Raw genomic sequence first — 25,702 nt, 5'->3', positions numbered from 1 at the left:
TTCTCTCGGGTGCTGTTTCGGGGATCGCCTTCCTTCTTGCGGATGTGGTCGTGAGCCTCTTGCTCGGTCAGGTCCCCAGCACGGCCATGAGCGCGGGGTAGCCGACTAGAAGGAGGAAGCCGAGCATCAGCAGTGCGGTGGGGATCGCCATGCGCTCGGTCGCGGCCTCGGCCTTGGCCTGGGCGTCGGCCAGCTCCCGGGCTCTCATGGAGCGGGCCTTGGCCTCCAGGGACCGGCGGACCCTTGCCCCCTCAGTACCCGCGAGCGAGACCGTGGCCGCCACCTCGACGAGGTCGTCCACGCCCAACTCGGCCCCCAGGGCCCGCATCTCGTCCCACTGGCTTCTCCCCGAGCGCCTCGCCTCCTCGAGGGCGGCACGCAGCACGGCCGCTTCGCGGCCCCGACCGATCCGTGCCGCATCGGCAAGCGCCCCCTCCACGCCGACCCCGCCAGCCAATGACACCGCCACCATGTCCAGGTAGGTGCTGAATGCCGACACGAATGCCCTGCGGCGCTCAGCGGCCTCGCTGCGCAGGAGGAGGTCGGGCAACAACCAGCCTGCTGCCCCGAGCCCGAGCCCCGCGGTGAGGGCTAGGCCCGGACCAAGGGCCACAACGCCCATCCGGGCCATGGCCCACACCCACAAGACAGGGAGGGCGAAGCCCACGATGGCCGCCACCGCCTTGGCCCCGAGGTGGTGCTCGAGGGGACGGCCCACCACGCCGAGGTCAGGTGCCAGCCGGACTGGGTCGAGGCCAAGGGAGCCGGCCGTCCCGCGCAGGGCACGGCCCAGGCGCGCCGCCCAGAGCCCGGTGAGCCCGGCGGGGGGTTCGGGCTCCGCTGGTGGTGGCACCCGGCCCACGGCATCCAGGGCGTCGGCGAGGGCGACGGGGCGAGGGAACGCCGACCGCCACGCCCCCACCAGGGCCAACCCGGCCAACCCGCCGGCCCCCAGGGCCCACAGGAGCGGGCTCATTGGCGGCCTCCCCACCACGGCGGCTCGGCGTGGTGGGCGGCAGCGGCATCGGGGTCGACGCCTCCCAGCAGCCCATCGGGTTGACGTTCGCCGGTGGCGCGCAGGGTCCAGGTGTGCGCGGCCACGAAGAGGCCGGCGACCGCGCACAGTACGAGCTGGCCGGTGAAGCTTTGGTAGGCCTCGACGTAGTCGCGGTCCGCCAACACGAACACGAGCGAGAAGGCCACTGTGAACCCGGTGATGAGCCGCATCGACGACCGCACCCGGGCGCGCCCGGCATCGACCTTGCGCAGCATGGCGGCGTTGTCGCGGCTCACCTCCGCGAGCGTCGAGAGGAGGTCACCCAACTCGCCGGCGCTGCGCCGGCTGGCGAGGATGAGGGCGGCGACCACCTTGTCGGCCACTGGGTCGTCCAGCTCCGCCGCGAACGAGCGTAGGGACGCCACCATGTCCTCCCCCCGGCCGGCTCGGGCTGCGAGCCGACGCAGCTCGTCTTCGATCGCATGTGGCGCCACCTCGGCGGTGATGAGCACGGCCTGAGCCAGGCCGCTCCCTGAGCCCAGGACGTCACGAAGCATCTCGGTCCAGGTGGCCACGGCGTCGATGCGGGCCAGCGAGCTGCGCCGCCGACGGGTCCCACGGGCAGCCCCGGGTGCCGCGAACCCACCGGCAGCGGCCAGGGCAGTGGCCACCGGCCAGCGGGTGGCAAGGAGCACCAAGAGGGCTGCTGCGAGCCCCAGGCCCACCCGCGTGCCCAAGCGGTCGGGGAGGCGCCGAGGCGGCCCGACCGGGAGGGAAGGCCGGGACCCCGCCGGCTGCAAGGCCCACACCGCACCCACCGCGGCTACGGCCGCCACCATGCCCGTGAGGGCGGCGCCCAGGACGGCCGGGCTCACCGGGCGCTCCGTCTTCCCGCGGCCCGGACAGGGCGCAACGATGGTTCAGCGGTCGGAAGGTGCCAGCCGACGCGGGCCAGACGGTCGAGGGACCGCTGGGACAGGGGATGGGCACCAGCGGACGAGGCGATGCCGTCGGGCCCGGGGGCGAAGACCTCGTTGGTCTCGATGCCCCGTTCGTGGGCGCCGGTCACCTCCCGGACCGACGAGATGAACCGGCGGTTGCCCCGGCGCTCCCGCACGTGGCTGATGTGGATGATGAAGTCGACGGCCTGGGCCACCAGGAGCGCGGTGTGCGGCGGCTCGAGGTGCTCGGGGGCGCAGATGGCGTACATGGCCAATCGCTGAAAGGCGCCGCCCGAAGAATCTGAGTGGACAGTCGCCATCGAGCCGTCTGAGCCCTGGGTCATCGCCTGGAGCATTGGGACCAGCTCAGGGCCTCTGACCTCGCCGACAATGACCCTGGTCGGGTTCATCCGCAGGCCCATGCGCACCAGATCGGCCATGGTGATCTCCCCCGCCCCTTCGACGTTGGCTTCGCGCGCTTCGAGGGAGACGACGTCGGGATGGCGGTCACCGAGGCGGTCGAGGCCGAGCTCGTACGAGTCCTCCACGGTGATGAGGCGTTCCTCAGGCGGCGCCTCGTTCAGCAGCGCCCGCACCAGGGTGGTCTTGCCGGCGTTGGTCTCGCCGGTGACGATGAGGTTGAAGCGGCCCAGGACCAAGGCGCGGTGGAACTCGCCCAGCTCCGGGCTCATCATCCCGCCCTCGACCAACTCGTCAAGGGTCACCCGGGGGTGGCGGTGGACCCGGATCGAGATGTGCACGTCCTGGGTCACGCTCATGCAGGCGAAGAGCCGGCTGCCGTCGGGAAGGCGGAGGATGAGGTGGGGCCGGCCCTCGTCGAAGCGGCGCTCGCTGAGGCCTACGCGGGCGGCGGCGTTGCGCACCCAGCGCTCGAGCTCGTCGTTGTTGCGGGCGATCGGGTGGGGAAGGCGCGTCTTTGACCCGTCGGCCCGGCTGACGAAGCACACGTCCGGCCCATTGATGTCGATGTTCTCGACCTCGGGGTCGGCCATCAGCTCCTCGATCACCCAGCCGAGCCGGCCCATCGACTGCACCGCCGCGCCCACTCGCTGTTCGTCGGCCGCCTCGATGGGCCCCAGCCCTTGCTCGATGCGCTCGCGGGCGAGGCGGTCGAACACCATTCCCAGCAGGGCCTGGGTGAGCTGTCGGAGGTCGTCAGCGTCCATGGCCGGGCGACCTCCCTCGGCGTCGGCCCTCAGGCGGGCGGCCCGGGCGTCGGAGACCTCGGCGTGCGCCCGGCGCACCACGTCGTCGAGCTCGCGGTCGCTCAGTGCCATGCCCGGTCTCCTGTCGGCACCCACTGGGCCACGGACGGACGAGCGTCGTTCGGGGCAGGACCGCAGGGGCCCGAGGACGTTGGCGTGGCTGGCGATGGGCTGGCAGCCACCAACTCGGCGGCCAGGCCCTGGGCCGAGCGGACCAGCGCCGTCCTGGCCAAGCCACGGCCGGACCGGCCTCCCACCAGGGCGCGGGCGGCTCGGGGGTCAGAGGGGAGGGCGGCCACCAGCCGCAGGTCGAGAGACTCGGCCAGTTCGTCGGCACTCCACGGCCCGGTGCCGGTCGCGACCAGGCCCACCTCCCGGCCCAGGGTCCCGACCCGCTCGCGTACGTGGGCGGCCTCCACCAGGTTGGGCCTCGCCACCACCAGGGACCACTGGGCGTTGGCGGCCACCGACGCGGCAGGGCCAGCGGGGTCGAGACGGCCGAGGTCGATGACCACGTCAAGGTCGCCGGTGGACGTGTCGGGATGGACCAGGCTCGCCTGGGCGAGAGAGCTGAGCGCGGCCGACGCCCGGCGAGGGTCGGGGGGAGCAGCCACGGCCCGCACCCCGGTGTCGCCCAGTGGCTGGGCGTGAGCCCAGAGCCCCTCCGTGGTGACCGAGGAGCGGCTCTGGGCGGCGAGGGTGACCAGGCTCGGATCGGCCCACAGGCCCATGTGGCACACCAGCTCGCCGCCGGCCGCGTCCGCCTCGACGACGACGACGTTGCGTCCCGGGGGCCAGGCCGCGGCCAGCGCGAGCGCGGTGGTCGTCGCCCCGGGCGAGCCCCGCGCCGACCAGATGGCGACGACGGTCATGGCTGGCCCGGGAGCACGACCATGCTGACCCGTTCCGCGGCTGCCGCTCCGGCGACGGCGGGAGCCAAGGCCGAACCCACCGACAGGGACACGTGCACGCTGGACGCGGAGTCGGCGGTGTGCTCGACGGAGAGGACCCGAGCCTGGCCCAGGACTGTCGCCAGCTGAGCTGGGCCGTCGCCGCGAGCAGCCTCGACGTTCCCCGCCGTGTAGACGATCTGGACCTGGTCCCCTGCTCGCAAGGAGGCCGGGGGGACACGCGGCCCCTTGAGGACGACCGCCAGCACCGACTCCCCGGGGCCGGGGGCCAGACGCTCGGCGAGATGCCCGCTCACGAGAACTGAGCCCGCCACCAGGGTCACCGACGCGGTGCGCCCCACGACCTCAGGACGCATGGCGGCCGGGACCACCTCCAGCCCCGAGCCGGTGGCGACCTCGGCGACGGCCAAGTCCGAGCTCGTGATCACGGCACCCGCCGGCACCGTGTGGGCCAACACCAGAACCGGCTCCCGCTGCCCGGCGTCGGCGACGAGCGCGGCCGAGCCAGCAGCTCCGAGGGCGGCGACCATCACCAGGGCGATGGCCCGCACCGGGCGCCGCCGCCTGGCTCCCGGCGGTGCCGGGGCCTGCACCGTCCTCGCCGTACCCGCCCCTTTGCGGGGCGCCGTAGCAAGCGCCACTGCACCGTCTCCTTCCCTCGTGCCGCCGCCTCCGGCCGTCAGCTGTGCGCTGTCAGCGGACTACCACCGCCTGCCCTTCCGCCACGCGCATTCGGAACTCCGTGGTGCGGCTGGCCGTCCCCAGGCTTCCGCTCTCACCGTTGCTCGCGGTCCACGTCGCCTCCCAGGTCACCGTGGCCGACGCGAAGTAGGCGAGCCCCGGCTGGCCCGCCGACGAGCGGCGGTAGGTGTGGGCGCAGTCCGACGACTGCTCCTCCTCCCGCAGGGCCGGGTCCCACGCCGTCCCCGCCCCGCACACCACCGGTTCCGAGCCGTCACCCATCCGCCATGTGACCGACCGGGGCGTGGCCACCACGTTGACCGTGAGCCCCCCCTCGGATGCCGATGCTGTTTGGGGGCCCCAGTTCGCGACCCACATCCACGTCGGCAGGTTCACGAGCTGATCGGCGTCGGCCGGCGGGCTCGTCGTCACTGCCGGCGGCGGCAACGGGGTGCGTTGCCCGACCTCGTAGGCGATCTCCGCCGGCGTGCGGGGGGCCGGTCCGGGCGGTGCCCCTGGTCCCGGCGGCCCAGCAGGCGCGGCCGGGCCCGGAGGCGGTGCACCGTCGAAGCCGCCCTTCTCGAACAGGTTGGGGTCGCAGTGGCGACAGTCGAGCGAGGGCGACCCCTCAAAGAGCGGCGGGCGCGGGCTGTCGCCGTCCGAGCCTGAGTTGCCGCCACCTCCGCCCCCCCCGCCCCCGCCCGTGCCGCTGGGGCCCGGGGTAGCTCCGGTCCCGCCCTCGGGTGGGCCGGGGGCGGCCGGCGCGGGCTGGGGTGGTTGCGGGGAGCCGAGGCGCTCAACTGAGGCGCTGATGCTGTCGGCGGTCTTCCTTGCCGCCCCGGTCAGGTCGTGGACGTTGGGCACTGTGATGCCGGGCGAAGTGGAGGTCTGCGCGCCAACAGAGGCCGCGCCCGCAAGGGCGATCGTGGCGGCGAGGGATACCGCTACCGCCGGCCCACCGCGCATCCCGCCACGCCTTCCCAACGTTCCATCTGTGTCAGGGTCGTGATCTTCCAAGAACCGAACTCGTCCACCAGGTCGGCGGAAAAGAGCACCGTGCTCGCTTGGCCCGAGGGGTAGTCGAACGCCGGCGCGCCGGTGCGAGCGTTAACGACCTGGCCGTCATCTACCGAGCAGATCTCGGCGGTGGCCCTTCCCCCACTGACCTCGCCCACGGTGATGCGCCGCTCGGCGACCGAGTTCGGGATGGGCCGCGCCGCCAGGCCGCGGTCGGCCAGAGTCCTGACCACCTGCACGCTCGCGGAGAGCTGCGGCTCGGCCAGGTACGTGGAGAAGAGTGGGTGGTTGGGGTCGGGAACGGCCAAGGCCTCGGCGTCGACCCGGAAGAACCCCCTGATGGCTTCTTCGACGCGCTCCTCGTCGGTCATGGGCGCTGCCGCCCTACCGGTCCCGGCGTCGAGCCGGTCGGCCCGCGACGGGTCGTTGCCTCGGACCACCAGCGCGGTCACGCCGGCACCGGCCACGATCATGGAGAGGGCTGCCGCCGCGAAGCTCATACGCCGCCGGCGGCGGGGCGCGGGCGATAGCGGCTGAGCTCCGGCGGGCTTGACGGCCGTTCTCACGGCCCTTCCTTCGCGGTCCTCATTCCTGCCGTCCTCTCCGCGCCTTCGAAAGAGGTGGCCTCATAATGAACGATGGCCGCTCAGCGGGCAAGGGTGAAATGTGCACCGTGGCGGGGCGACGGTCCGGTTGGTCGTCCTTAGGGCTTCGGACCGCCCGCCGGCAGCCGGCCCCGCCGGGCCGCCCAACGCCGGACATCCGGCCAGTACCAGACGAAGGAGCCCGTGGTCGCTGACGGCGTGAACACGGGCTGAGGGAACTCCGGGTCGGTGCGCAGGTAGTAGTGCACGAGCTGGACGCGCTTGAGCTCGAGCAGCTCCGTGATCCGGCGCGCGTCCACGAGGAGATCGACATCCACCCTCCGCCCCACGCCGGCACCGTAGCCACAGTTCCGGGACCCTAAGCCAATTCGCCCGTGTTGTAAAGTCTTACAATCAGGGTCTTCAGCGAGGCCACCGGTACTTCCCGGTCCCACCAGTTCTGGTGGCATGCGCCGTCCAGCCGTCGTAGCGGCCGTTCTCGCAACCCTAGGAGCGTGCGGTGTACCGCGCCCAGGTCCCCCTGCCGGGCCGACATCGATCGCGCCTTCGTCTCAGCGTGCCGTCGTGGAAGCCCCGCCTAGCCACGGCGACCACAGCGACCACGGCGATCACGAAGAGCCCTCAGGGGCTGCCGGGGCAACCGTCCCCCTCGACGACGACCGACGCCGCGGTCTCGGTCTCCCGCCCCTGGGTACCTCAGCCGACGGGTCGCAGCTCCCGCCGCTCGGGGCCGACGAGTGGCTCGTCGCTCAGGTCGTGGCCGCCCGGTTCCTCATGGTCCAGACCAACTTCTCGGTGGCCGAGGAACCGGACGCAGTGACGGCTCGACGCGCTCTGTACACGAGCCGGCGGCTGGCCGAGGACCTTGCTATGGCTGGCGCGGGCGGGACGGCCGGGGCTGCGGTCGATGACCTGCGGGCCAGCGGGACGCAGTTCTTTGGCGAGGTTGTCGGGCTGGTCATCGTGGACAAGAGCCGGGTGACCGCGACCGTGGCCGCGTCGGTGCGCCGGTGGAGCGTCTCGACGGAGGGGAGCGGACCTGCGCGCCTGTCGTTCTACGTGCTGCGGCTGGTGCTGGACGAGGAGGCCGAGAGGTGGGCCGTCGTCGACGTGGAGGTCACGTGACGCTGGTCCTCGCCGCGGTTGCGGTCGCCGCCGTCGGGTTCATGGCAGCGGCCCTCGCCGCCCTTCTCCTGGTGATGCTCATCCTCGGGGCCCAGGCCGAGGCCGACGCCCGCCCGGTGGCCGGGCCCTCGGAGGCAGCCCTGGCCGACATCCCCGCCGACCTGCTGCCGGTCTACCGGGAGGCAGCCGAGTCGACGTGCGCGATGCGATGGTCCGTGCTCGCCGCGGTAGGGAGCGTGGAGAGTGACCACGGGCGGTCCACGTTGCCGGGGGTCCACTCCGGCGCCAACTCCTCGGGCGCCATGGGCCCGATGCAGTTCCTGGGACCGACCTGGGCGGCCTACGGCGTTGATGGTGACGGCGACGGGGCCCGGGACGTCTACAACCCAGTGGACGCCATCTGGGGGGCGGCCAACTACCTGTGCGCCAACGGGGCCGGCGACGGCCGTGAGCGCAATGCGCTCTGGCACTACAACCACGCCGACTGGTACGTCGACCAGGTCCTGGAGATCGCCGCCACCTACGAGGCCGCTGGCTCCGTCCCCCCCGGTGACGCCCGGGCACTGGTCGACCACCCGAACCTGACCCTCACCCCCGGCGCCCGCCAGGACCTGCTCGACGGCATCATCGACCAGCGCGTCGTCGACCTGCTGGCCTGGGCCGTGGAGCGCCACACGATCGCGGTCAGCGTGCTCAAGACCGGCCACAGCCAGTACGTGGCCGGTACCAACCGGGTCTCCAATCACTGGGTAGGCCGGGGCGTGGACATCTACGCCGTCGCCGGCGAGCTCGTCAGCCGTTCGTCGGGGGCCGCCCGAGCCTTCGCCATCGCCGCCCTCGACCTGTCCCCGCCCGCTCGCCCCACCGAGACCGGGCTCCCGTGGCCCGACCTGACGGACCGCCCCGGCGTGTTCAGTGACGACGCCCACCAAGGCCACATCCACTTCGGCTGGTCGGCAAACCCTCCGGAATGAGTACAGGGGACGACAGGATGGCCAACCAGAGCGCTGACGACAGCACCCTCCTCGACGTGGCCGGCGCGGCGGCCTACCTGCAGGTGAGCGAGGCCTTCATCCGCCGCCTCGTCCTTGAACGCCGCCTCCGCTACTACAAGCTCGGCAAGTTCGTCCGCTTTAGGCCGGTGGACCTCGACGCCTTCGTCGAATCCGGCCGCCAGGACCCCGTCCAGCCGTGGGCCCAGTTCAGGTCCGCGTCCCGGACCGGCGCGACCCGACGGGGGACAAGTGGCCGGGCCGGGCTGACGACGAAGGTGTCTTCTGCGAGGAAACGGTAGGGATGGTCCTTGTCCTGCCCCCGCGCGTCCTGGACACATTCGAATCCGGAACCTGTTCGGGCTCCAGGTTGCTCCTACCCGGGGCCGCCGATGCTGCCGCTACCGAGGTCCTCCGCTCCCGCAGGGGCTCGTTGGTGGGCGTCGGCCACGGGACCGGACATCGCTCGGTGAGCAACCGAACGCGTACGAGGCCTCTCTTCGAGCCCAACTCCCCACGCCAGCAGTCACAGGGCCAGGCCCTGCTCGGTCGCATGCGCCCACCGTCTGCCCGGCTGGTCCTACGGACCTGTCACGCCGACCACGGGTTACGGAGGGCGCAGCCCTGCCGTCCCCGACGATCGGCGGGACTGGCGCGGTGGGCGCGCCGGTGGGCGGTGCAAGAAGGCCGGGCAGACGGCAGATGGCTCCGACGTGGCAGCGGCGAGCCCGCGGTGCGAGCCGGGTGAGCACCTGGCCCGAGCCGTGGCCCGAGTACGAGTCGGCGCACCGTCCACCGACCGAGGTACCCGAAGGCGCACTGGCCGGCTTGCCAGCGGCGCCGCTCCGCCAGGTGATGGCCAGCTACATGGTCCGCGATGGCGCCGACGTGGTCGAGACAGCTCGCGCCCTGGGGCTCGATAAGGGGTATGCCCTCGCCGTCATCAGCGGCGAGTTGGCCACGATCGACGCCCGCACCGTGCGCCGGCTGTCCGATCACCTCAACCTCGCCCCCGAGGACATCTGGGGCGGGGAGCTGGGAGCAGCCATCGGCTGGGTGTATGGCCCCCTCAGCCCCGCCGACCTTCAGTGGGCGCCCGCCCCTCCCGCGGAGCCGGTCTATCCCACTCTGCCGGAGCTTGAGCCTCCAGACTTCGATCTATAATGTAACGCTGTGGAACTAACTCAGATATCTCCTTCTGAGCAGGCCATCGTGGTCGTCGAACGGGCCGTGTTGCGCGCCGTCCTGCCGGCCACGGTGGACGTGCGCACGTTCGAGGCCGCCCTGGCAGCTGCTTGGGCCGAGGTCGTCACCAACCACAGCGGCCAGGCTGACATCCTCAGGGTGGCCCACGCCCTCGACCCTCACTGGCACGACCCCCTGCGCCCCCCCGGAAACCGGGCCCCAGCTACCCCTGCCCGTAGGCCCGGTCCCGGAGGCCGCGCTGGATGAGCCCGCCTGCGCGCTTGTGAGGGCCCCCGACCTTGTGATGCGGGTCGGCTGGCACGCATGCGGCTAATACCGGATCGGACGGGTACGCGGTCCTGATGGGCGTGCGTCAGTCCTTGGGCGCGAGAGGGGTTGGTGGGACGTGCAACCGACCGGCACCTCTGGCGCGTGGGGAGCGTTGGACAAGCAGCGCCGTTCGCCGCTGATCCGCAAGACCACTCAGAGTGAGCACGATCGAACCCGTCTGGTTCGGAGGATGCCCGGCGCGTAGTGCTCGCTCCCCGGTGGATCCGAGGGGTGTTCAGCATGATCCGTCGCGCCGCGAATCGGGTAGTTCATTTGAAGGAGCCCGCCAAGGGCATTCCAGGATAGACCGATGCAGTATAGTCATCGAACTTGCGGCCAAGATCTCGCTATTCAGTCAATCCCATGGATTTCTCCCATTTACGGAAGCCCTCGCCGAGTCCACAAAGAGTCCACATCCTGGCGCCGAAAGGGGTGTTGGAGGGCGCAGCAGCGCGCAGCTGAGAACGCCCTGACCAGGACTGTTACGTCTCGGCCGCAGGTCGCTGGACCCCCCTGGGTTAACTACGGATCAGAAGGTTGGGGGTTCGAATCCCTCCCAGCGCGCTGGCTGGCTGGCTGGCTGGTATCGGCGCGGACACCTCGTTCGCCGCGGTCGATCCCCCGCTACTGGACACCCGAGCAGGCGCGGGAGCTCCTCGGCTTGATGGAGGGCGGCTGGACGCCGAGCGCCTCAGCCCCGCCGACCCGACGTCGTTCCCCAACCTTTAGCTGGCTAGAAGACCGCGGAGCAAGGGCGGCGGCGTCCCACTCGGTTTGTCCAGGCGGACGCGCAGGTCGGCCCGGTCGGTGGCCCAGCGCTCGTCCTCGGCGTCGAAGTCCCGGGCAGCGCCCCCCCATCCCGACCACCGGGCCAGGACGGCCTGCTCGTGCGCGGTGGCCGGCCGGGCTGGCGGTCGAGCGTCGCCCGCACGTCGAGGGCATCGAGATTGGCTCGCAGGCCTTAGGGGGCGAGGTCGGCCTGTCCGTGAGGGCGGAAGACCGGCGGCGGGAGGCTTAGGTCTCCTCCACCTCCGGCGACCAGAGGTCGCTCATGTCCGGGATCAGCGGCTCCCAGTCCTTCTCCAGGTCCTCGTCCTCGGTGCCCTCCGGCGGGAAGTCCTGGTAGAGCTCCGAGAACGCCACTTCCTCGGCCATGAGGCGGCCCATGTTGGCCCGCCCCAGCTCCTCCAGCCAGCCCTGGGGGTCGGAGGTCGTCGCCCCCGTGACCGGGGCCAGCCCCTCCACCCGGTCCCTCAGCTGGTCCCCCAGGTCGGTGAAGAAGCCGATCGGGTCGGGGATCTGCGCGAACCGCTTCGGGCAGTGGTCCCTCACGTAGGCCATCGCCCGGGCGCCGTAGGGGCTCATCTGCCCCAGCGGCCCGTCGTCCATCGGGGCCATCGTCGTCGCTGGCACCGGCCTCGGCAAGAAGCTCCTCGAAGCTGAGCTGCTGCCCCTCCCAACCGGGGCGCCTTCTTCCCTGCGGCACCGGCCTCGCCTCATGCCCCAAGGCTAGGGCGAGCCGACGACATAGCGGTGGCTTTGCCGATCACCTGTCGCCCTGGGGCCGCCGGGGCACCGCGGCGTCCGCGGGCTCAAAGGCCGGTCTCCAGTTCGGGGGCGGACGGGGTTGGCCCGTCGGCGGCGGGTGCCGGCGCGGGCCCATGCCGGGGCACCGGCCGGGGGCCAGTGTGGTCGAGCCTCTGGCCCAGCCGCTCGTGAGCCGGGGCGTCGAGGGCGGTGAGTCGATCCCCCGCCACGGGACGCCCGAGCAGGCGCGGGAGCTCCTTGGCTTGATGGAGGGCAGCCGGACGTACCCGGTCTAGGCGTTCCTATTGGGGTCTGGGTTGCGTATCGGCGAGCTCGTCTCGTTGAGGTGGGCGAACGTGGACCTCGATCGCTGGCGAGTCCATATCGTCGAGTTCGTCGTGGTCCTTGGGCCCGATCTGGTCGTGTCGCCCGGCAAGAGCCGGGACGGGGTGCGCAGCGTCGAGCCGGACGACGGCCTGGGTGCGAGCCCTGCGGGCTCAGCGGAAGCAACAGGCGGAGGAACGCCTCGCGGCTGCGGAGTACGTCGAGACCGAACACACCCGCTCGGTGGTCGATCCGCAGCACGCTCACGGTCGTGGTGTCGTCGTCGACCTCGTCCACAACGCGGTAAGGGCGTCGTCGTCCAGCCCACGGACGCCCATCCTCTCCCACCCGCTCGGCGGCTCACCCGTCGTGGTCGGCGACGTCAGCTCTGGCAGCACGGCAACCTGCACGAGCTCGGTACCGGAAATGGCTCCCAGGAATTCTCACTTCCGGCCTTTCGAGACCCGTTCCCGGGTTGCCGCCGACGACCTGGCTGGGACGAGATGGGCCCGCTCTGGGGGCAGGCGAAGGACGCCATCGCCGCCCTCGCCGGGCCCGGTTGAGCCTCGCCGCGCGCCCGGCAGGATAGGCGGGCAGAATGGCGGCGGTGGGCAACCATGGCGCAGGTTTCGTGATCGTCGAGGACCTGGTCCGGCCCGGCGACCGGCGGCCGCGGCGGCTGCTGCGGGGGCCGGCCCTGGTGGTGGGCGTGGTCGTCGTGCTGGCCGGGTTGGTCCTGCTGCTGCCGGCCATGTTCGTGATGGGCGCCGTGGTCCTGTCGCTGCGGCTCAACAGCAGCGTGGACTTCGGCGGGGACCCGTCGGTGTGGTTGTGGGTGGCCGGTTCGTTGGTGGCCGGCTACGTGGCCATCCGGGTCGGCACCCGCCTGGTGCGGGGCCGGCGCCACGCTGCCCTGTTCCTGAGGAGGTTCGGCTTCACCGACGCCACCGAGGCCCTGAGCACGGCCGTGGCCAGGGGCCTGGGCCGGCGCTGGCGGCTCGTCACCCTCGACGACCAGAAGGTGGCTCCCGTCGGTGTGGGCGGGCGGACGCAGTGGCTGTTCCGGGTCACGCCGTGGTTGCTGGCGGCCGGCCTCGCCGTCCTTCTCCTGTGGGTCGTGCCCCCGTGGTTCGACGCCCAACTGGAACGGGCCATCGAGGGTGCGGCCAGTGACGCCTTCGAGCAGGCCGACGACCCCATCAGCGGCATCTTCGGCGCCCTCTTCGCGGCGCTGATCGTCGGAGTCGTGGTGGGCGTGATGATGATGATGGTGGCCCTCGTGCCCGCTGCCCTGGCCGGCTCGCTGCTGCTGTTCTCGGTCGGCGGCCGGCGAGCCATCCGCCGGGCCGAGCGCCGCCGGGCCGTCGTGGTCGACCGCCGGGGACAGATCGACGCGGTCACCCGCTCCGTGCGGCGGGCGGCCAACCGCATCTACGCACCCCGGCTGACGGTCGTCCGCTGCGCCAACGAGGTCTGGCAGGACGTCGTCCGCCGCCTGGCCGGCCTGACCGACACCGTGCTGATCGACGTGTCCGAGGTGTCGGGCGGCCTGCTGTGGGAGCTCGACGAACTGGGCCCGGCCCTGCGCGACCATTGGGCCCTGGTGGGCCGCCACGACCGCCTCCAGGCCCTGCTGGCCGACCCCAGTGCCGACGCCTCCCGCCTGCGCCAGGTGCTCGACGGCCAGCGGGTGCTGGCCTACCGGGTCGACGACCTCGGCCGCTTCGAGGCCAGCCTGCGCCGGCGCCTCGACATGGTGGCGTGATCGGCGTGATCGGCGTGATCGGCGTGATCGGCGTGATCGGGTGAGCGGGGCGCAGCTGGCCGAGGTCAACGTGGCCCGCCTGCGGGCCCCGATCGACGACCCGGAGATGACCTCCTTGGTGCGGGCGCTCGACGACGTGTTCTGGCTGGCCGAACGCAGCCCCGGGTTCGTGTGGCGGCTACGCCCCGACGACGGCCCCCTGCTCTACGGCGACCTCGACGGCGCCGAGGTGGTGGTCACCCTGTCCACGTGGACCGACTTCGCGGCCCTCCAGAGCTACGTCTACCGCACGGCCCACGGTCTGTTCATGCAGCGCCGGGCCCGGTGGTTCGTGCCCGTCGGTGGCTTCACCACGGCCATGTGGTGGGTGGACCAAGGTAGCCAGCCGACCGTCGACGACGGCCTGGAACGGCTACGCCACCTGCGGGACCGCGGCCCGTCGCCGTTCGCCTTCTCGTTGCGTCGCCAGTGGGGCCCCGACGAGGCGCCCGTCAGCGGGAGATGAGCACCCGGGGCAGGGGGGCGGGCGGAGCCTCGACCACCGTCCACTCCTCGGGGATGGGCAGGGCGGCCGCCCCCGCGCCGGCCAGGGGCCGGGGCCGGCGGGGCTCTCGTGGCCACGAGCTGCCGCCCCAGCCCCGGTAGATCAGCAGGCCGTCGGGGTTGGGAACGGCATCGAGGGCGGCTTCGACACCCGCGTCGGCCCGGAACGCGTCCCACTGGTCGGAGTCGGCGAACCCCAGCTCAAGGACCACTCCCCAGCGCAGGTCGTGGAAGCGCCAGTCAGTGGCGCCGTGGTAGATCGCAGCCTCGATGAGGCTGTCGCCGTGGGCCTCGACCCACAGGCGGGCGGGGTACTTCCCGTCAAGTACCTCGATCGACATCTCGTACACGGCAACCCCATTGTACGCCCGAGGGGGGCCCCAAGGCCAGGGGCCCCAATCTGCGTTCTCGGGAGCTACGGCGTGAACGTCTTCTCGATGGGTGCCCCCACGAGGTTGCCCCACTCGGTCCACGAGCCGTCGTAGTTGCGGACGTCGGAGTGGCCCAGCAGGTGGGTCAGCACGAACCAGGTGTGGCTCGACCGCTCGCCGATCCGGCAGTAGACGACCGTCGAGTCGTCGGTGCCGACGCCCAGCTCGTCGTGGTAGATGGCCCGCAGGTCGTCGGCCGACTTGAACGTGCCGTCGTCGTTGGCCGCCGTCTTCCAGGGCTTGGACTTGGCCGTGGGGATGTGGCCGCCCCGCAGCGCCCCCTCCTGGGGGTACGCGGGCATGTGCAGCAGCTCGCCCGAGTACTCCTGGGGCGAGCGCACGTCGATGAGCGGCCCCTGGCCGAGGTGGGCCAGCACGTCGTCGCGAAAGGCGCGGATGGGGGCGTCGTTGCGCTCCACCACCGGGTAGTCGGTGCCCTCCCGCTTGGAAACGTCGGTGGTCATGGGCCGGCCCTCTTCGACCCACTTGGCCCGGCCGCCGTTGAGCAGGCGGACGTCGGAGTGGCCGAACAGCGTGTAGACCCACAGCGCGTAGGCCGCCCACCAGTTGAAGTTGTCGCCGTAGAACACGATCGTGGAGCCCCGCCCGATCCCGCTGCGGGAGTTGAGGCGGGCGAAGCCCTCGCCGTCGACGTAGTCGCGGGTCACGGGGTCGTTCAGGTCGAGGTGCCAGTCGACCTTGACCGAACCGGGGATGTGGCCGGTGTCGTAGAGCAGCACGTCTTCGTCGGACTCCACGACGACCAGGTCGGGGTTGTCGAGGTTGTCGGCGAGCCACGCGGTGGTGACGAGGCGCTCGGGGTGGGCGTACTGCTGAAGCTCGGGTGCCGGGTCGTGCGGTACGGGCATCCTGGTCCCCCTTCTCGGGTCTGATGTTCGCTCACTGGCACTCTAGTGCCGAAAACCCGACCTTGGGGATCGGGATTTGTTGAACGAGCCAAGGGCTGGGAACATTGGGGCCATGGCCACCGCCCCGCCCCTGCAACGGATCGTCGACCTGTTCGCCGGTGCCCCCAAGGACCTGAGGGTGCAGGCCCTGCTGGAGTACTCCCGCAAGGTCCCGCCCCTGCCCGAGCGCTACGCCGACCATCCCGAGCTACTGGAGGCGGTGCCTGAGTGCCAGACCCCGTTCTTCCTGGCCACCGAGCTCGACGCCGACCAGCGGGTGCGGCTCCACTTCCAGGTGCCGGCCGAGGCCCCCACCACCCGGGGGTTCGCCGGCATCCTCCACGAGGGCCTCGACGGCACGACGGCCGACGAGGTGCTGGGCACGCCCGACGACTTCTACCTGAAGATGGGCCTGGGCGAGGCCATCTCGTCGCTGCGCCTGCGGGGGATGAGCGCCATCCTCGGGCGCCTCAAGCGTCAGGTGCGCGAGCAGGTCGCCGTCCGCGGTGACGGCACCGGCGCCACCGCCGAGGACTGACCCGGGCTGCGCTCAGGTGGCCGGGGCGGGCTCGGCGACCTCGCGGCCGGCCCAGAAGCCTCCGAAGGGCACGATCGACATGAACAGCAGCCGCAGCGCCTTGCCGCCGCTCCACCCAAGTTCCTCGCGCAGGCGCAGGACGAGCACGAAGTAGGCGAACCAGGCGATGCCGTGGATGGGGCCCAGCACGCTGATGTAGCGGGGCCCGTCGAACACCCGGTAGAGCACCACCGCCGACATCAGGACGATGAACGTCACCGCCTCGACGTACGCGACGAGCACGAACGCCCGCGTCGGTCCCTGGGGCTGCGAGCTATCCGGCGACGTGGCCACGGCCCGAGTATGGCTGCCGGCGCCCTGCCGAGGCCAGACGGGCGGCCGGGCTCGTCCCCGAGGGTCAGGGGTGGGGCCGGCGCCCTTCGGCCAACATGGCCACGAAGCCGGCGATGCGCCGGGCGCGGGTCTCGGGCCGCTTGGCCTCGGCCACCCGGTGGAGCACGGCGTAACGGTTCTGGGCGTCGAGGGCCGCGAAGGCGGCGGCCGCCACTGGGTCGGCGTCGAGGGCGGTCCGTAGGTCGTCGGGCACGGTGGCCTTGCTGGGCGGGTCGTAGGCCGCCTCCCAGCGACCGTCAGCCCTGGCCCGCTCGACCTCGGCCAGCCCACCGGGCTGCATCCGCCCGGCCGCGATGAGGGCCTCGGCCTTGTCCCGGTTGATCTTCGACCACCGGCTGCGGGCTCTCCGGGGCGTGAACCGCTGGAGGTACCAGGTGGTGTCCAGGCCCTTGGACTGCCCGTCGATCCAGCCGTGGCACAGCGCCGACTCGACGGCCTGGGCGTACGTGACGGTGGGCACGCCCGACCCCTTGCGGGCGAACTTCAGCCACACTCCCGGGGCCGTCGCGCCGTTGGCCGCCAGCCATGCCTCCCAAGCCGCCTGCGACTCGAACGGCTCGACGGCCAGGTCGGCGGCCATAAGACGGTCAGGTGCGGGGGGCGAGCAGGCCTTCGAGGACGGTGGCGAGCTGGCCCAGGGCCTGGAACAGCACGGCGGCCGACGGCTGGGTGTCGTACACCTGGCTCAGCAGCTCGATCCCCATGAACAGGGCGACCACGCCCATGGCCACGTCGTGGGCGGGCACGGTGCGGGCGTAGGGCGTGCCCTCCATGACCCGGGTGGCGGCGTCTTCGACGAGCTGCACCCACGGGTCGAAGAAGGCCTGCATCTGGGCGGCCAACTCCGGGGACGCCCCCGAGGCGGCCAGCATCTGCGACAGCACCCGGATGTTGCCCTCGGCCACGTCCTCGCGGTGGCACTCGGCGCCGACGGCAACCAGTTCGGCCAACGTCGTGACGCCCGCCAGCCGCTCCTGGTAACGGGCCATGCGTTGGGCGCTGATGCTCTCCACGGCGGCCAGCAGCACCTGCTGCACGCTGCCGAAGTGGTAGAAGATCAGGGCCTGGTTGAACCCGCCCGCCCGGGCGATGGCGCGGGCGCTGGTGCCCACCACCCCCTCGTCGCGGATCGTCTGCAAGGCGGCCTCGACGATGCGGGCGCGGGTCTCGTCGCCGGCGTTGGTGCGGGCCGTGGGCGAGGCCATCACGAGAACGGTAACACCGCGTTGCGACCTCGGGAGTGGACGCTCCTAGAATGGGTGCTCATGCGGTTACGGGTCGAGGAGCTGGCCAAGGCCGCCGACGTGTCGGTTGACACGGTCCGCTACTACCAGAAGCAGCGGTTGCTGCCCGCCCCCGAGCGTGACGGCCGCAACGCGGTCTACACGGGCGAGCACCTCGAGCGCATGGCCCGCATCAAGGACCTCCAGCGCCGGGGCTTCAGCCTGGCCGTTATCGGGCGGTTCCTGGCCGGCGAGCTCGACCCCGCCGACGAACGCCTGGCCGCGGCCGTGGCGGAAGCGGGCGGGCAGGGGTCTGACGGAGTGGCCGAGGAGCTGTTCGACATAGCGGAACTGGCGGCTCGCACCCAGGTCCCCGCGCCCATGCTCGACGCCCTCGTGCGCGACGGGCTGTTGGTCGGGCGCCGCCACGACGGCGAGGTCCGCTTCTCCCAGGCCGACGTGGACATCGTGACCGGGGGGATGGCGGTCCTGGAGACCGGTCTGCCCCTGCCCGAGCTATTGGCCCTGGCCCGGCGCCACAACGACGCCACCCGGGAGTTCGCCCTGGAGGCCGTCGAGCTGTTCGACACCTATGTCCGCCGGCCGTTGCGCGACACCGACCTGCCCGAGCCCGAGAAGGCCGAGCACATGGTGGCCGCCTTCCGGACGCTGCTCCCGGCCGTGACCGAGCTGGCCAGCTACCACTTCCGGCGCGTGCTGCTGGCGGTGGCCCAGGAGCACTTCGAGCCCGTGTTCGACCCGGTGGGCGACCCCGTGGGCGAGCCCCTTTGAGCGCGCCCGACCTGCCCCAGGGGGAGGAGAAGGTCAGGGCGGTGGAGACGATGTTCGACCGCATCGCCCCCCGCTACGACCTCATGAACCGCCTGCTCACGTTCGGCATGGACGTGGGGTGGCGCCAGCGCACGGTGGCCGCCCTCGGGCTACCGCCCGCCAGCGTGGCCCTCGACGTCGCCTGTGGCACCGGGGACCTGTGCCGGGAGCTCCATAAGCAGGGCTACCGGGCCGTGGGGGTCGACCGGTCGTTCGGCATGCTGGCCGCGGCCCGTACGTCGGCCCCCCTGGTCCGGGGGGACGGCCTGTGCCTGCCCGTGCCCGACGGGTCGGTGGACGGGATCGTGTGCGGGTTCGCCCTGCGCAACTTCGAGTCGCTCCCCCCGTTCTTCGCCGAGTGCGCCCGGGCGCTGCGCCCGGGCGGGCGAGTGTCGCTGCTGGAGGTGTCCGAGCCGGCCAACCCCGTGCTGCGGGCCGGTCACTCGGTCTACTTCGGCAAGGTCGTGCCCCTGGTGGGCGGCCTGCTGTCGGACCGGGCCGCCTACCGCTACCTGCCCAAGTCGGTGGCCTACCTGCCCGGGGAGGAACGGTTGGTCGCCCTGCTGGGGGAGGCGGGGTTCGACAGCGCCCGGCGCCTCACCCTGTCGACGGGCATCGCCCAGTTGCTCACCGGCACCCGGAGGTGAGCCGGTGAGGTCGTTGCGCTCCGTGACCCGTGAGCTGCCGGCCGGGACCGACCCCCTCGACGGGTTGGCGGCTGGTTCGTTCGTGTGGTCCCACGAGGGGACCGCCCTGGTGGGTACGGGGGTGGCCGCCCGGGTGGCGGTGGCCACCGGACCGGGCCGGCTGGAGAAGGCAGCCGGTGAGGTCGCGACCCTGCTGGGCGCTATCGAGGTCGACGACCCGCTGGGGCTGGCCGGGACCGGACCTCTGGCCGTGGGCGCGCTGGCGTTCCACGACGGCCAGGAGAGCGAACTGATCGTGCCCGCTCGGGTCGTCGGCCGCGACGCCGACGGCCGGGCCTGGGTCACCGAGGTCGGGCCCGCTCCGGCCTCCGCCCGCGGCGCGGTCGTCGGCCCAGCCCGCGGCGCGACCCCCACCCAGGTCCGCGGCGCGACCCCCGGCCGGCCGCCGGGCCTGGAGCCGACCAGCTTTGCCGTCGAGTCGGCCGGTGGGCGCATGGCGTGGACAGCGGGCGTGCGGGGCGCTCTCGACGCCATCGCCGCCGGCCGCATCGAGAAGGTGGTCCTGGCCCGGCGGGTCACCGTGTGGGGCGACCAGCCGTTCGCCGCGGCGGCCGTGGTTGACAGGCTGCGCCGGTCCCATCCCAGTTGCTTCACCTTCGCCACTCCGGCCGGCTTCGTGGGCGCCAGCCCCGAGCTGCTCCTGCGCCGGCGGGGCCGGTGGGCGTGGTCGAGGCCCATGGCCGGAACCGTCGAGCGGGGCGGGGGCCGGGCCGAGGACCGGCGCCGGGAGTCGGCGCTGCGTTCGTCGCCCAAAGAGCGTGACGAGCACCGCCTGGTGGTCGAAGACGTCAAGGCCCGGCTGGAGAGGGCCTGCCCCGAGGTGTTCGTGAAGCGGCCCGAGGTCGTGGCCTTGTCTTCGGTCACCCACCTGGCCACGTCGGTCACGGCCCGGCTGGGCACGCCCGCGCCCACGGCCCTCGACCTGGTGGCCCTGCTCCACCCCACCCCGGCCGTAGGTGGCGCCCCCCGGGAGGCCGCCCTGGCCGCCCTGGCCGCCCTCGAACCGTTCGACCGGGGCCTCTACGCCGGGCCCGTGGGCTGGGTCGACCGCCGGGGCGACGGCGACTGGGCCGTGGCCCTGCGCTGCGCCCAGCTCGACGGCCGCCGAGCCACGCTGTGGGCCGGCGCGGGCATCGTCACCGGCTCGTCCCCCGAAGCCGAGTGGGCCGAGACCCAGGCCAAGCTCGAACCCATGCTCCGCGCCCTAGTCCGGGTTTGAGTGACAGTGAGCAAAAATGTACCGGAGAGGTTCATTTTTACTCAATCGTCGGCGTCGTGGCGGTGGCCTGGGCTACGGCGGACCAGGCTTTGTGGTGGCGGGCGACGTTGGTGGAGCGGTCGCCGGTGGGGACGATGACGACCTGCACGCCGCCGTCGGCCACGGCGGCCAGGACGGCGGGCACGACGTCGGCGGCCCGGGTGGCGCGGCGGGCGGGTACCCCGTAGGAGGCGGCCACGGCGGCCAGGTCGAGGCCGTGCGGTGTGCCGAACAGTTCCTCGAAGGCGGGCTGGGCCGCCTGGGGGAGGAACGAGAAGATGCCGCCGCCGTCGTTGTCGAGCACGACGAGCACGGCCTGGTCGGTACGTTCTGCGGCCCGCAGGAGCCCACCGGCGTCGTGGAGGAACGTCAGGTCGCCGAGCACCCCGACCACGGGCGAGGCCGGTGCCGCCACCCGGCTTACCCCGAGCACCGTGGACACGAAGCCGTCGATCCCGTTGGCCCCCCGGTTGGCCAGCCAGCGCAGGCCGGCCCGGGGGGCCACGAACGACTCGGCGTCGCGCACGGGCATGCTCGAACCCACGACCACCGTCGAACCCCCGGGCAAGGCGGCGGCCAGGTCGCGCACCACCCGTCCCTCGAAGGGCTCGTCCCACGAGTTCAACAGGCTGTCGACGGCGTCCCGGGCGGCGGCCTCCAGGGCGGCCCACCGGGCCAACCACCAGTTGTCCGCCCCCCGCCAGCAGACCCGTTCGGCCACGGCCGAGAGCAGGGCGTCGGGGCTGGCCACCACCCGCCGGCTGGCGGCCCGGTGCGGGTCGAGCCACGCACCGCCGGGGTCGACCAGCACGTGGGGCACCGACGGGCCCAGCCAGGCGGTCGCCGCCCGGTTGGTCAGGGGGGCGCCGATGTGGACGGCCAGGTCGGGCTTCATGGCCTCGGCCACCACCGGCGAGCGCAGGAGGGGGTCGTAGGTCGACACCGAGTGGGGCCCGGTGCGCAGCCCGGAGACGGCGTCGGCCATCACCGGCCAGCCCGAGGCCCGGGCGAACCGTTCCACCACTGCGGGCGAGGCCCCCGCACCCCACCCGCACACGATCACGCCCCGCTCGGCCGCGTCCACGGCCCGGGCTACGGCGGCCACGTCGGCCGGGTGGGGCTGAGCCGGGTTGGGCCGGGACGCGACCCACGGCTGGTCGCCGGGCCGTCCCGGAGCGGGAACGAGGTCGGCTTCGCCGGGCACCAGCGGTTCACGGAAGGCGAGGTTGAGGTGGACGGGCCCGGCCGGTGGGCCGAGCGCCTCGGCCGACGCCCTGGCAGCCACCGACCGCCAGTAGCGGGGCGCGCCGGCGAGATCCTCGGGGGCCCCGACCTCGGCGAACCAGCGCACGGCGTCGCCGTAGAGCTTCAACTGGTCGATGGCCTGCCCCGCGCCCGTGTCCCGCAGCTCGGGTGGGCGGTCGGCGGTACACACGATCAGCGGCACCCGGGCGTGCCACGCCTCGACGACCGCGGGGTGGAAGTTGGCGGCCGCCGTGCCCGACGTGCACAGCACCACCACGGGCCGGCCCGAGGCCTTGGCTGCCCCCAGGGCGAAGAACGACGCCGACCGCTCGTCGAGCACCACCGACAGCCGCAGCCGCCCGTCCGCGGCCAGGGCCAGGGCCACGGGAGCCGACCTCGACCCCGGGGCCACGACCGCGTCGCTGACGCCCGCCCGCGCCCATTCGTCGACGAAGGCCCTCGCCATCGCTGTGCCCGCGTCTGTCACGCGAGGATGTCCCCGTGCTCAACCGTGTGGTGTCGCCCCCGGCCACCGGTCCCGGGTCTGCCCGGGTGGTCCTCGTCCACGGCTTCACCCAGACCCACCGCTCCTGGGACGAGGTGGCCGAGGCCCTGGCCAGGTGCTTCGAGGTGGTCAGGGTGGAGCTGCCCGGCCACGGGGGGTCGGCCGGTGTGCGTCTCGGGTTCGAGGCCGCGGCCGCGGCCGTGGCCGAGGCCGGGGGTGGGCCCGCAACCTACGTGGGTTATTCGATGGGCGGGCGCCTGTGCCTGCGCCTCGCCCTCGACCACCCCCACCTGGTCGAGTCGCTGGTGCTGGTGGGGGCCTCGCCGGGGATCGCCGACGACGAAGCCCGCCAGGAGCGGTGCCGCTCCGACGCCCTGCTGGCCGGGGACCTCGAACGGGGCGAGACTCGCGAGTTCCTCAAGGCCTGGCTGGCCCAGCCCATGTTCGAGGCGACGACGCCCCGCCCCGAGGAACTGGCGGCCCGGCGGGCCAACCCGCCCGAGGGCCTGGCCGCCGCCCTGCGGGACCTGGGCACGGGCAGCCAGGAGCCGTTGTGGCACCGCCTGGGCGAACTGGCAGGCCCTGTGCTGCTGGTGGCGGGTGAGAAAGACGCCAAGTTCCGGGCCATCGCCGAGAAGATGGCGGCCGCCATCGGCCCGGGGGCCACGACCGCCTGGGTGGAGGGCGCCGGTCACGCCGTCCCCCTCGACCGGCCCCGCGAGTGCGCCGCCCTCATCGCCGGCGCGGCCTCCGCCACGCCGGCCTCCGCCCGCCCGGCCTGAGGGTGCCCCGACCGGGGCATCACACGGCATCCGCGACCCGGCCCAGTGAGGCCGCCAGCGGCCGTCCTGCTCCTCACGCGGCCGCCTCCGCCGGCCCGCCAGGATCGCGGCCGTCCTGCTCCTCACGCGGGCACCGCGAACCGGCGCAGCCGGTCGGGGTCGGGCATGGGCCGGCGTACTTGGAGCCGCCCGCCCACGGGCAGGAGGGGGTCGTCCACCACGTCGTGCTCGAAGATCGTGGCCGTGCCCAGGCCGCAGGCGAAAGCCAGTTCGGGTAGGGCGGCGGCCAGCGCCAGTCCGGCGGACAGGCCCACCGAGGTCTCCATCATCGACGTGACCAGGGCCGGCACCCGGGCGGCCTCGGCCACAGCCAGGGCGGCCCGCACCCCGCCCAGGGGTTGCACCTTCAGCACCACGGCGTCGGCCGCGCCCAGGCGGGCCAGCCGGCGGGCGTCGTCGACGGTACGCACGCACTCGTCGGCGGCCACGGCCAAGCCTTCGGGGGCGCGGCGGCGCACGGCCGCCATGTCCTCGATCGAGGCCACCGGCTGTTCCACCAGGTCCACCCCCAGCCGGCCCAGGCGGGCCATCTCGGCCACGGCCGTCTCGACGTCCCACGCCCCGTTGGCGTCGACCCGCAGGGCAATCGAGGGCCCGACCGCCCGGCGTACGGCCGCCACCCGCTCCACCGACCCCGGCCCCCCCACCTTGAGCTTGAGGCAGAGGTGCCCCTCGGCCACCGCCCGGCGGGCGTCGTCGGGCCCGGCCTCAGGCCCCAGAAGGGCGTTGACCTCGATCCAGGGCCGCACGGGCGGGGGCCAGCCCACCTCAGCCGCCTCCTCGGCCGCGGCCCACGCCGCCTCGTGCGGGCACGGGTAGCCGGGCAGCGGGGAGTACTCGCCCCACCCGGCCGGGCCCTCGACGAGGGTGGCCTTGCGGGTGCCCCCGGCCCGTAGCGGGAGCTCGACGTCTACCCGGCCCATAGCGCCCCGGCCAGCAGGACGGACTGGGCGAGCTGGAAACGGGCCGTGCCCACCAGCGCCCCGACCAGGGTAGGGGCGTCGTCAGCTCGGGCCACGGTGCAGGCCAGCGACCACGCCGCGGGCGCCACCACCAGGGCGACCAGGGCCAAGGGCGTGACCCCCACCAGCGCGGCGGGGAAGGCGGCGGCCACCAGGACCGCCCCGCCGTACAGGCGGCGGGTGGCGGGCGCGCCGATGCGCACGGCCAGGGTCCGCTTGCCGGCGGCCTCGTCGGTGGGCACGTCGCGCAAGTTGTTCACCAGCAGGATGGCGGTGGCCGCCAGCCCGACGGGCACGGCCGCAGCCACCGCCAGCCACGGGACACGCCCGAGGTGGACGAAGGCCGACCCGCACGTGGCCACGAACCCGAAGAACACCAGCACCATCACCTCGCCCAGGCCGGCCGAGGCATAGGGCTTGGGCCCTCCGCTGTAGAGGGCAGCGGCCGCCACCGAGGCGGCCCCGACCACCAGCAGCCGCCAGTCGACGGCCACCGCCAGCACGATGCCCAGCACGGCCGCCACGGCCAAGGCCGTCACCGCCGCCCGCTTGACGGCCGCCGGCGTGGCCAGGCCCGACGCCGTCAGCCGCACCGGGCCGCGGCGGGCGGCGGTGTCGACCCCCCGCACCCCGTCGGAATAGTCGTTTGCGTAGTTCACGCCCACCTGGAGGGCGACGGCCACGGCTAGGGCCGTCCCCGCCCGCCACCACACGAGCTCGCCGTAGCGGGAGGCCACGGCCGTGCCGACCAGTACCGGGGAGAGGGCGGCGCCCAGGGTCTTGGGCCTCGCCCCCTGGAACCAGAGCCGTGCCCCGGTCACGTCACGGCCGGCGGGGGAAGCGCCCGAAGTCCGGGGGCCGCTTGCCCACGTAGGCGTCGCGCCCCTCCTGGGCCTCCTCGGACAGGTAATAGAGCAGGGTGGCGTCCCCGGCCAGTTGCTGCACCCCGGCCAGACCGTCGGTGTCGGCCGCAAAGCCGGCCTTGATCAGGCGCAGGGCCAGGGGGCTGTGGCCCATGATCGTTCGGCACCAGTCGACGGTCTCGATCTCCAGACGTTCGAGGGGGACGACGGCGTTGACCAGGCCCATTTCCAGGGCCTCGGCCGCCCCGTACTGGCGGCACAGGAACCAGATCTCCTTGGCCTTCTTGAGCCCCACCGTGCGGGCCAGCAGGCCGGCGCCGTAGCCGCCGTCGAACGAGCCCACCCGGGGCCCGGTCTGGCCGAAACGGGCGTTGTCAGCCGCGATCGTGAGGTCGCAGACCAGGTGCAGCACGTGCCCGCCGCCGATGGCGTAGCCGGCCACCATGGCGATCACCGGCTTGGGCAGCCGGCGGATCTGCACCTGGAGGTCGAGCACGTTGAGGCGCCCGACCCCCTTCTCGTCGACGTAGCCGTCGTCGCCCCGCACCTTCTGGTCCCCTCCCGAGCAGAAGGCCAGCGGTCCTTCACCGGTGAGGATGACCACCCCCACCTCGGGGTCGTCCCGGGCCCGGTCGAAGGCGTCGACCAGTTCACGCACGGTGAGGGGCCGGAAGGCGTTGCGCACCTCGGGCCGGCAGATCGTGATCTTGGCGATGCCCGCCTCGCCGCCCGTGGCCGTCTCGTAGCGCACGTCGCTGTAGTCGCCTGCCCCCTGCCAGTCGGCGGCCGGCTGGATCTGGTCCACGGGCGTCACCACTCCTAGAACG

At 73.0% G+C, this 25,702-nt stretch carries 30 protein-coding genes; 12 read left to right on the top strand and 18 right to left on the bottom strand.

Annotated features, from left to right (window positions below; all coding sequences use genetic code 11):
- Nucleotides 1–67 precede the first annotated feature (67 nt).
- The 8 genes from AB1673_09590 to AB1673_09555 all read right to left on the bottom strand — a co-directional run bounded on the left by AB1673_09590 (nt 68) and on the right by AB1673_09555 (nt 6,707).
- Nucleotides 68–976 (bottom strand): type II secretion system F family protein, encoded by a 909-nt coding sequence (locus AB1673_09590; protein ID MEW6154224.1) that lies wholly within the window; start codon nt 974–976, stop codon nt 68–70.
- Nucleotides 973–1,872 carry a type II secretion system F family protein gene (locus tag AB1673_09585; protein ID MEW6154223.1) on the bottom strand — a complete coding sequence of 300 codons (900 nt, stop codon included), beginning with the start codon at nt 1,870–1,872 and terminating at the stop codon, nt 973–975. Before AB1673_09585 ends, AB1673_09590 begins: the two co-directional genes overlap by 4 nt.
- The gene (locus tag AB1673_09580) at nt 1,869–3,236 is read right to left on the bottom strand and encodes an ATPase, T2SS/T4P/T4SS family (GenBank protein MEW6154222.1); all 1,368 of its coding nucleotides are present in this window, start codon (nt 3,234–3,236) and stop codon (nt 1,869–1,871) included. The genes AB1673_09585 and AB1673_09580 overlap by 4 nt, the downstream gene beginning before the upstream one ends.
- Entirely contained in the window at nt 3,227–4,036 is an 810-nt protein-coding gene (locus AB1673_09575; GenBank protein ID MEW6154221.1) for a hypothetical protein, read from the bottom strand. The genes AB1673_09580 and AB1673_09575 overlap by 10 nt, the downstream gene beginning before the upstream one ends.
- Nucleotides 4,033–4,668 carry an SAF domain-containing protein gene (locus tag AB1673_09570; GenBank protein MEW6154220.1) on the bottom strand — a complete coding sequence of 212 codons (636 nt, stop codon included), beginning with the start codon at nt 4,666–4,668 and terminating at the stop codon, nt 4,033–4,035. Before AB1673_09570 ends, AB1673_09575 begins: the two co-directional genes overlap by 4 nt.
- Nucleotides 4,669–4,768: 100 nt before the next feature.
- Nucleotides 4,769–5,068, bottom strand: a complete 300-nt coding sequence (locus AB1673_09565; protein MEW6154219.1) for a hypothetical protein — start codon at nt 5,066–5,068, stop codon at nt 4,769–4,771.
- A 632-nt stretch (nt 5,069–5,700) separates the two neighbouring features.
- A complete protein-coding gene (locus tag AB1673_09560; protein ID MEW6154218.1) occupies nt 5,701–6,339 on the bottom strand; it encodes a hypothetical protein in 639 nt (212 codons plus the stop codon).
- Nucleotides 6,340–6,476: 137 nt separating this feature from the next.
- A complete protein-coding gene (locus AB1673_09555) occupies nt 6,477–6,707 on the bottom strand; it encodes a hypothetical protein (GenBank protein ID MEW6154217.1) in 231 nt (76 codons plus the stop codon).
- 235 nt (nt 6,708–6,942) lie between these two features.
- On the opposite strand from AB1673_09555, the gene AB1673_09550 reads away from it, so the two are divergent.
- The 5 genes from AB1673_09550 (at nt 6,943) to AB1673_09530 (ending at nt 9,947) form a co-directional block, all read left to right on the top strand.
- The gene (locus tag AB1673_09550; protein MEW6154216.1) at nt 6,943–7,503 is read left to right on the top strand and encodes a hypothetical protein; all 561 of its coding nucleotides are present in this window, start codon (nt 6,943–6,945) and stop codon (nt 7,501–7,503) included.
- On the top strand, nt 7,500–8,477 hold the full coding sequence (locus AB1673_09545) for a lytic transglycosylase domain-containing protein (GenBank protein MEW6154215.1): 978 nt from the start codon (nt 7,500–7,502) through the stop codon (nt 8,475–8,477). Before AB1673_09550 ends, AB1673_09545 begins: the two co-directional genes overlap by 4 nt.
- Before the next feature lie 17 nt (nt 8,478–8,494).
- Nucleotides 8,495–8,797 carry a helix-turn-helix domain-containing protein gene (locus tag AB1673_09540; protein ID MEW6154214.1) on the top strand — a complete coding sequence of 101 codons (303 nt, stop codon included), beginning with the start codon at nt 8,495–8,497 and terminating at the stop codon, nt 8,795–8,797.
- Nucleotides 8,798–9,239: 442 nt separating this feature from the next.
- Complete coding sequence (locus AB1673_09535) at nt 9,240–9,659, top strand: hypothetical protein (GenBank protein MEW6154213.1); 420 nt, start codon at nt 9,240–9,242, stop codon at nt 9,657–9,659.
- 9 nt (nt 9,660–9,668) lie between these two features.
- Nucleotides 9,669–9,947, top strand: a complete 279-nt coding sequence (locus AB1673_09530) for a hypothetical protein (GenBank protein ID MEW6154212.1) — start codon at nt 9,669–9,671, stop codon at nt 9,945–9,947.
- A gap of 1,077 nt (nt 9,948–11,024) precedes the next feature.
- On the opposite strand, the gene AB1673_09525 is transcribed toward AB1673_09530, so the two are convergent.
- A complete protein-coding gene (locus tag AB1673_09525) occupies nt 11,025–11,399 on the bottom strand; it encodes a TnpV protein (protein ID MEW6154211.1) in 375 nt (124 codons plus the stop codon).
- Between the two features lie 1,060 nt (nt 11,400–12,459).
- Here AB1673_09525 and AB1673_09520 point away from each other — a divergent pair.
- Both AB1673_09520 and AB1673_09515 read left to right on the top strand, forming a co-directional pair.
- Entirely contained in the window at nt 12,460–13,626 is a 1,167-nt protein-coding gene (locus AB1673_09520) for a hypothetical protein (GenBank protein MEW6154210.1), read from the top strand.
- Between the two features lie 40 nt (nt 13,627–13,666).
- The gene (locus tag AB1673_09515) at nt 13,667–14,131 is read left to right on the top strand and encodes a DUF3291 domain-containing protein (protein MEW6154209.1); all 465 of its coding nucleotides are present in this window, start codon (nt 13,667–13,669) and stop codon (nt 14,129–14,131) included.
- Here AB1673_09515 and AB1673_09510 read toward each other — a convergent pair.
- Nucleotides 14,118–14,510, bottom strand: coding sequence for a hypothetical protein (locus tag AB1673_09510; GenBank protein MEW6154208.1), 393 nt, complete (start codon nt 14,508–14,510; stop codon nt 14,118–14,120). The two genes, AB1673_09515 and AB1673_09510, sit on opposite strands and share 14 nt — an antisense overlap.
- 74 nt (nt 14,511–14,584) lie before the next feature.
- Nucleotides 14,585–15,469: a sulfurtransferase gene (locus AB1673_09505; protein ID MEW6154207.1), complete on the bottom strand. Its 885-nt coding sequence runs from the start codon at nt 15,467–15,469 to the stop codon at nt 14,585–14,587.
- A 112-nt stretch (nt 15,470–15,581) separates the two neighbouring features.
- On the opposite strand from AB1673_09505, the gene AB1673_09500 reads away from it, so the two are divergent.
- Nucleotides 15,582–16,046 (top strand): SufE family protein, encoded by a 465-nt coding sequence (locus AB1673_09500; protein ID MEW6154206.1) that lies wholly within the window; start codon nt 15,582–15,584, stop codon nt 16,044–16,046.
- A gap of 12 nt (nt 16,047–16,058) precedes the next feature.
- Here the strand turns inward: AB1673_09500 and AB1673_09495 are convergent, their stop codons facing one another.
- The 3 genes from AB1673_09495 to AB1673_09485 form a co-directional block, all read right to left on the bottom strand.
- Nucleotides 16,059–16,379, bottom strand: a complete 321-nt coding sequence (locus AB1673_09495) for a DUF3817 domain-containing protein (GenBank protein MEW6154205.1) — start codon at nt 16,377–16,379, stop codon at nt 16,059–16,061.
- Nucleotides 16,380–16,443: 64 nt separating this feature from the next.
- Nucleotides 16,444–17,019 (bottom strand): YdeI/OmpD-associated family protein, encoded by a 576-nt coding sequence (locus AB1673_09490; protein ID MEW6154204.1) that lies wholly within the window; start codon nt 17,017–17,019, stop codon nt 16,444–16,446.
- Nucleotides 17,020–17,026: 7 nt separating this feature from the next.
- Nucleotides 17,027–17,644 carry a TetR/AcrR family transcriptional regulator gene (locus AB1673_09485; protein MEW6154203.1) on the bottom strand — a complete coding sequence of 206 codons (618 nt, stop codon included), beginning with the start codon at nt 17,642–17,644 and terminating at the stop codon, nt 17,027–17,029.
- Between the two features lie 60 nt (nt 17,645–17,704).
- Here AB1673_09485 and AB1673_09480 point away from each other — a divergent pair, with 60 nt between their 5' ends.
- The 3 genes from AB1673_09480 to AB1673_09470 are packed head-to-tail and all read left to right on the top strand — an operon-like array spanning nt 17,705 to nt 20,419.
- Nucleotides 17,705–18,454 (top strand): MerR family transcriptional regulator, encoded by a 750-nt coding sequence (locus AB1673_09480; GenBank protein ID MEW6154202.1) that lies wholly within the window; start codon nt 17,705–17,707, stop codon nt 18,452–18,454.
- On the top strand, nt 18,451–19,140 hold the full coding sequence (locus AB1673_09475) for a ubiquinone/menaquinone biosynthesis methyltransferase (protein ID MEW6154201.1): 690 nt from the start codon (nt 18,451–18,453) through the stop codon (nt 19,138–19,140). Before AB1673_09480 ends, AB1673_09475 begins: the two co-directional genes overlap by 4 nt.
- A gap of 4 nt (nt 19,141–19,144) precedes the next feature.
- Nucleotides 19,145–20,419 carry an isochorismate synthase gene (locus AB1673_09470; GenBank protein ID MEW6154200.1) on the top strand — a complete coding sequence of 425 codons (1,275 nt, stop codon included), beginning with the start codon at nt 19,145–19,147 and terminating at the stop codon, nt 20,417–20,419.
- Between the two features lie 37 nt (nt 20,420–20,456).
- Here AB1673_09470 and menD read toward each other — a convergent pair whose 3' ends face one another.
- Nucleotides 20,457–22,169 carry a 2-succinyl-5-enolpyruvyl-6-hydroxy-3-cyclohexene-1-carboxylic-acid synthase gene (gene menD, locus AB1673_09465; protein MEW6154199.1) on the bottom strand — a complete coding sequence of 571 codons (1,713 nt, stop codon included), beginning with the start codon at nt 22,167–22,169 and terminating at the stop codon, nt 20,457–20,459.
- A gap of 35 nt (nt 22,170–22,204) precedes the next feature.
- Here menD and AB1673_09460 point away from each other — a divergent pair, with 35 nt between their 5' ends.
- Nucleotides 22,205–22,990: an alpha/beta fold hydrolase gene (locus AB1673_09460; GenBank protein ID MEW6154198.1), complete on the top strand. Its 786-nt coding sequence runs from the start codon at nt 22,205–22,207 to the stop codon at nt 22,988–22,990.
- A 122-nt stretch (nt 22,991–23,112) separates the two neighbouring features.
- Here AB1673_09460 and AB1673_09455 read toward each other — a convergent pair whose 3' ends face one another.
- The 3 genes from AB1673_09455 to menB are packed head-to-tail and all read right to left on the bottom strand — an operon-like array spanning nt 23,113 to nt 25,680.
- Nucleotides 23,113–23,973: an enolase C-terminal domain-like protein gene (locus tag AB1673_09455; protein MEW6154197.1), complete on the bottom strand. Its 861-nt coding sequence runs from the start codon at nt 23,971–23,973 to the stop codon at nt 23,113–23,115.
- Nucleotides 23,961–24,833, bottom strand: coding sequence for a 1,4-dihydroxy-2-naphthoate polyprenyltransferase (locus AB1673_09450; protein ID MEW6154196.1), 873 nt, complete (start codon nt 24,831–24,833; stop codon nt 23,961–23,963). The genes AB1673_09455 and AB1673_09450 overlap by 13 nt, the downstream gene beginning before the upstream one ends.
- A gap of 1 nt (nt 24,834) precedes the next feature.
- Nucleotides 24,835–25,680, bottom strand: coding sequence for a 1,4-dihydroxy-2-naphthoyl-CoA synthase (gene menB, locus AB1673_09445; protein ID MEW6154195.1), 846 nt, complete (start codon nt 25,678–25,680; stop codon nt 24,835–24,837).
- Nucleotides 25,681–25,702: the final 22 nt, after the last annotated feature.

Source organism: Actinomycetota bacterium (assembly GCA_040754375.1).
Lineage (GTDB): Bacteria > Actinomycetota > Acidimicrobiia > Acidimicrobiales > AC-14 > JBFMCT01.
Note: the sequence above shows the minus strand (reverse complement) of the source record. Positions and strands in the feature narration are given on the sequence as shown.

What these genes read in the sequence shown, in the direction of transcription:
- AB1673_09590 (MEW6154224.1), bottom strand. Translation starts at nt 976, where the DNA reads ATGAGCCCGCTCCTGTGGGCCCTGGGGGCCGGCGGGTTGGCCGGGTTG.
- AB1673_09580 (MEW6154222.1), bottom strand. Translation starts at nt 3,236, where the DNA reads ATGGCACTGAGCGACCGCGAGCTCGACGACGTGGTGCGCCGGGCGCAC.
- AB1673_09575 (MEW6154221.1), bottom strand. Translation starts at nt 4,036, where the DNA reads ATGACCGTCGTCGCCATCTGGTCGGCGCGGGGCTCGCCCGGGGCGACG.
- AB1673_09540 (MEW6154214.1), top strand. Translation starts at nt 8,495, where the DNA reads ATGGCCAACCAGAGCGCTGACGACAGCACCCTCCTCGACGTGGCCGGC.
- AB1673_09525 (MEW6154211.1), bottom strand. Translation starts at nt 11,399, where the DNA reads ATGGACGACGGGCCGCTGGGGCAGATGAGCCCCTACGGCGCCCGGGCG.
- AB1673_09520 (MEW6154210.1), top strand. Translation starts at nt 12,460, where the DNA reads ATGGCGGCGGTGGGCAACCATGGCGCAGGTTTCGTGATCGTCGAGGAC.
- AB1673_09510 (MEW6154208.1), bottom strand. Translation starts at nt 14,510, where the DNA reads ATGTCGATCGAGGTACTTGACGGGAAGTACCCCGCCCGCCTGTGGGTC.
- AB1673_09505 (MEW6154207.1), bottom strand. Translation starts at nt 15,469, where the DNA reads ATGCCCGTACCGCACGACCCGGCACCCGAGCTTCAGCAGTACGCCCAC.
- AB1673_09500 (MEW6154206.1), top strand. Translation starts at nt 15,582, where the DNA reads ATGGCCACCGCCCCGCCCCTGCAACGGATCGTCGACCTGTTCGCCGGT.
- AB1673_09490 (MEW6154204.1), bottom strand. Translation starts at nt 17,019, where the DNA reads ATGGCCGCCGACCTGGCCGTCGAGCCGTTCGAGTCGCAGGCGGCTTGG.
- AB1673_09485 (MEW6154203.1), bottom strand. Translation starts at nt 17,644, where the DNA reads ATGGCCTCGCCCACGGCCCGCACCAACGCCGGCGACGAGACCCGCGCC.
- AB1673_09480 (MEW6154202.1), top strand. Translation starts at nt 17,705, where the DNA reads ATGCGGTTACGGGTCGAGGAGCTGGCCAAGGCCGCCGACGTGTCGGTT.
- menD (MEW6154199.1), bottom strand. Translation starts at nt 22,169, where the DNA reads ATGGCGAGGGCCTTCGTCGACGAATGGGCGCGGGCGGGCGTCAGCGAC.
- AB1673_09455 (MEW6154197.1), bottom strand. Translation starts at nt 23,973, where the DNA reads ATGGGCCGGGTAGACGTCGAGCTCCCGCTACGGGCCGGGGGCACCCGC.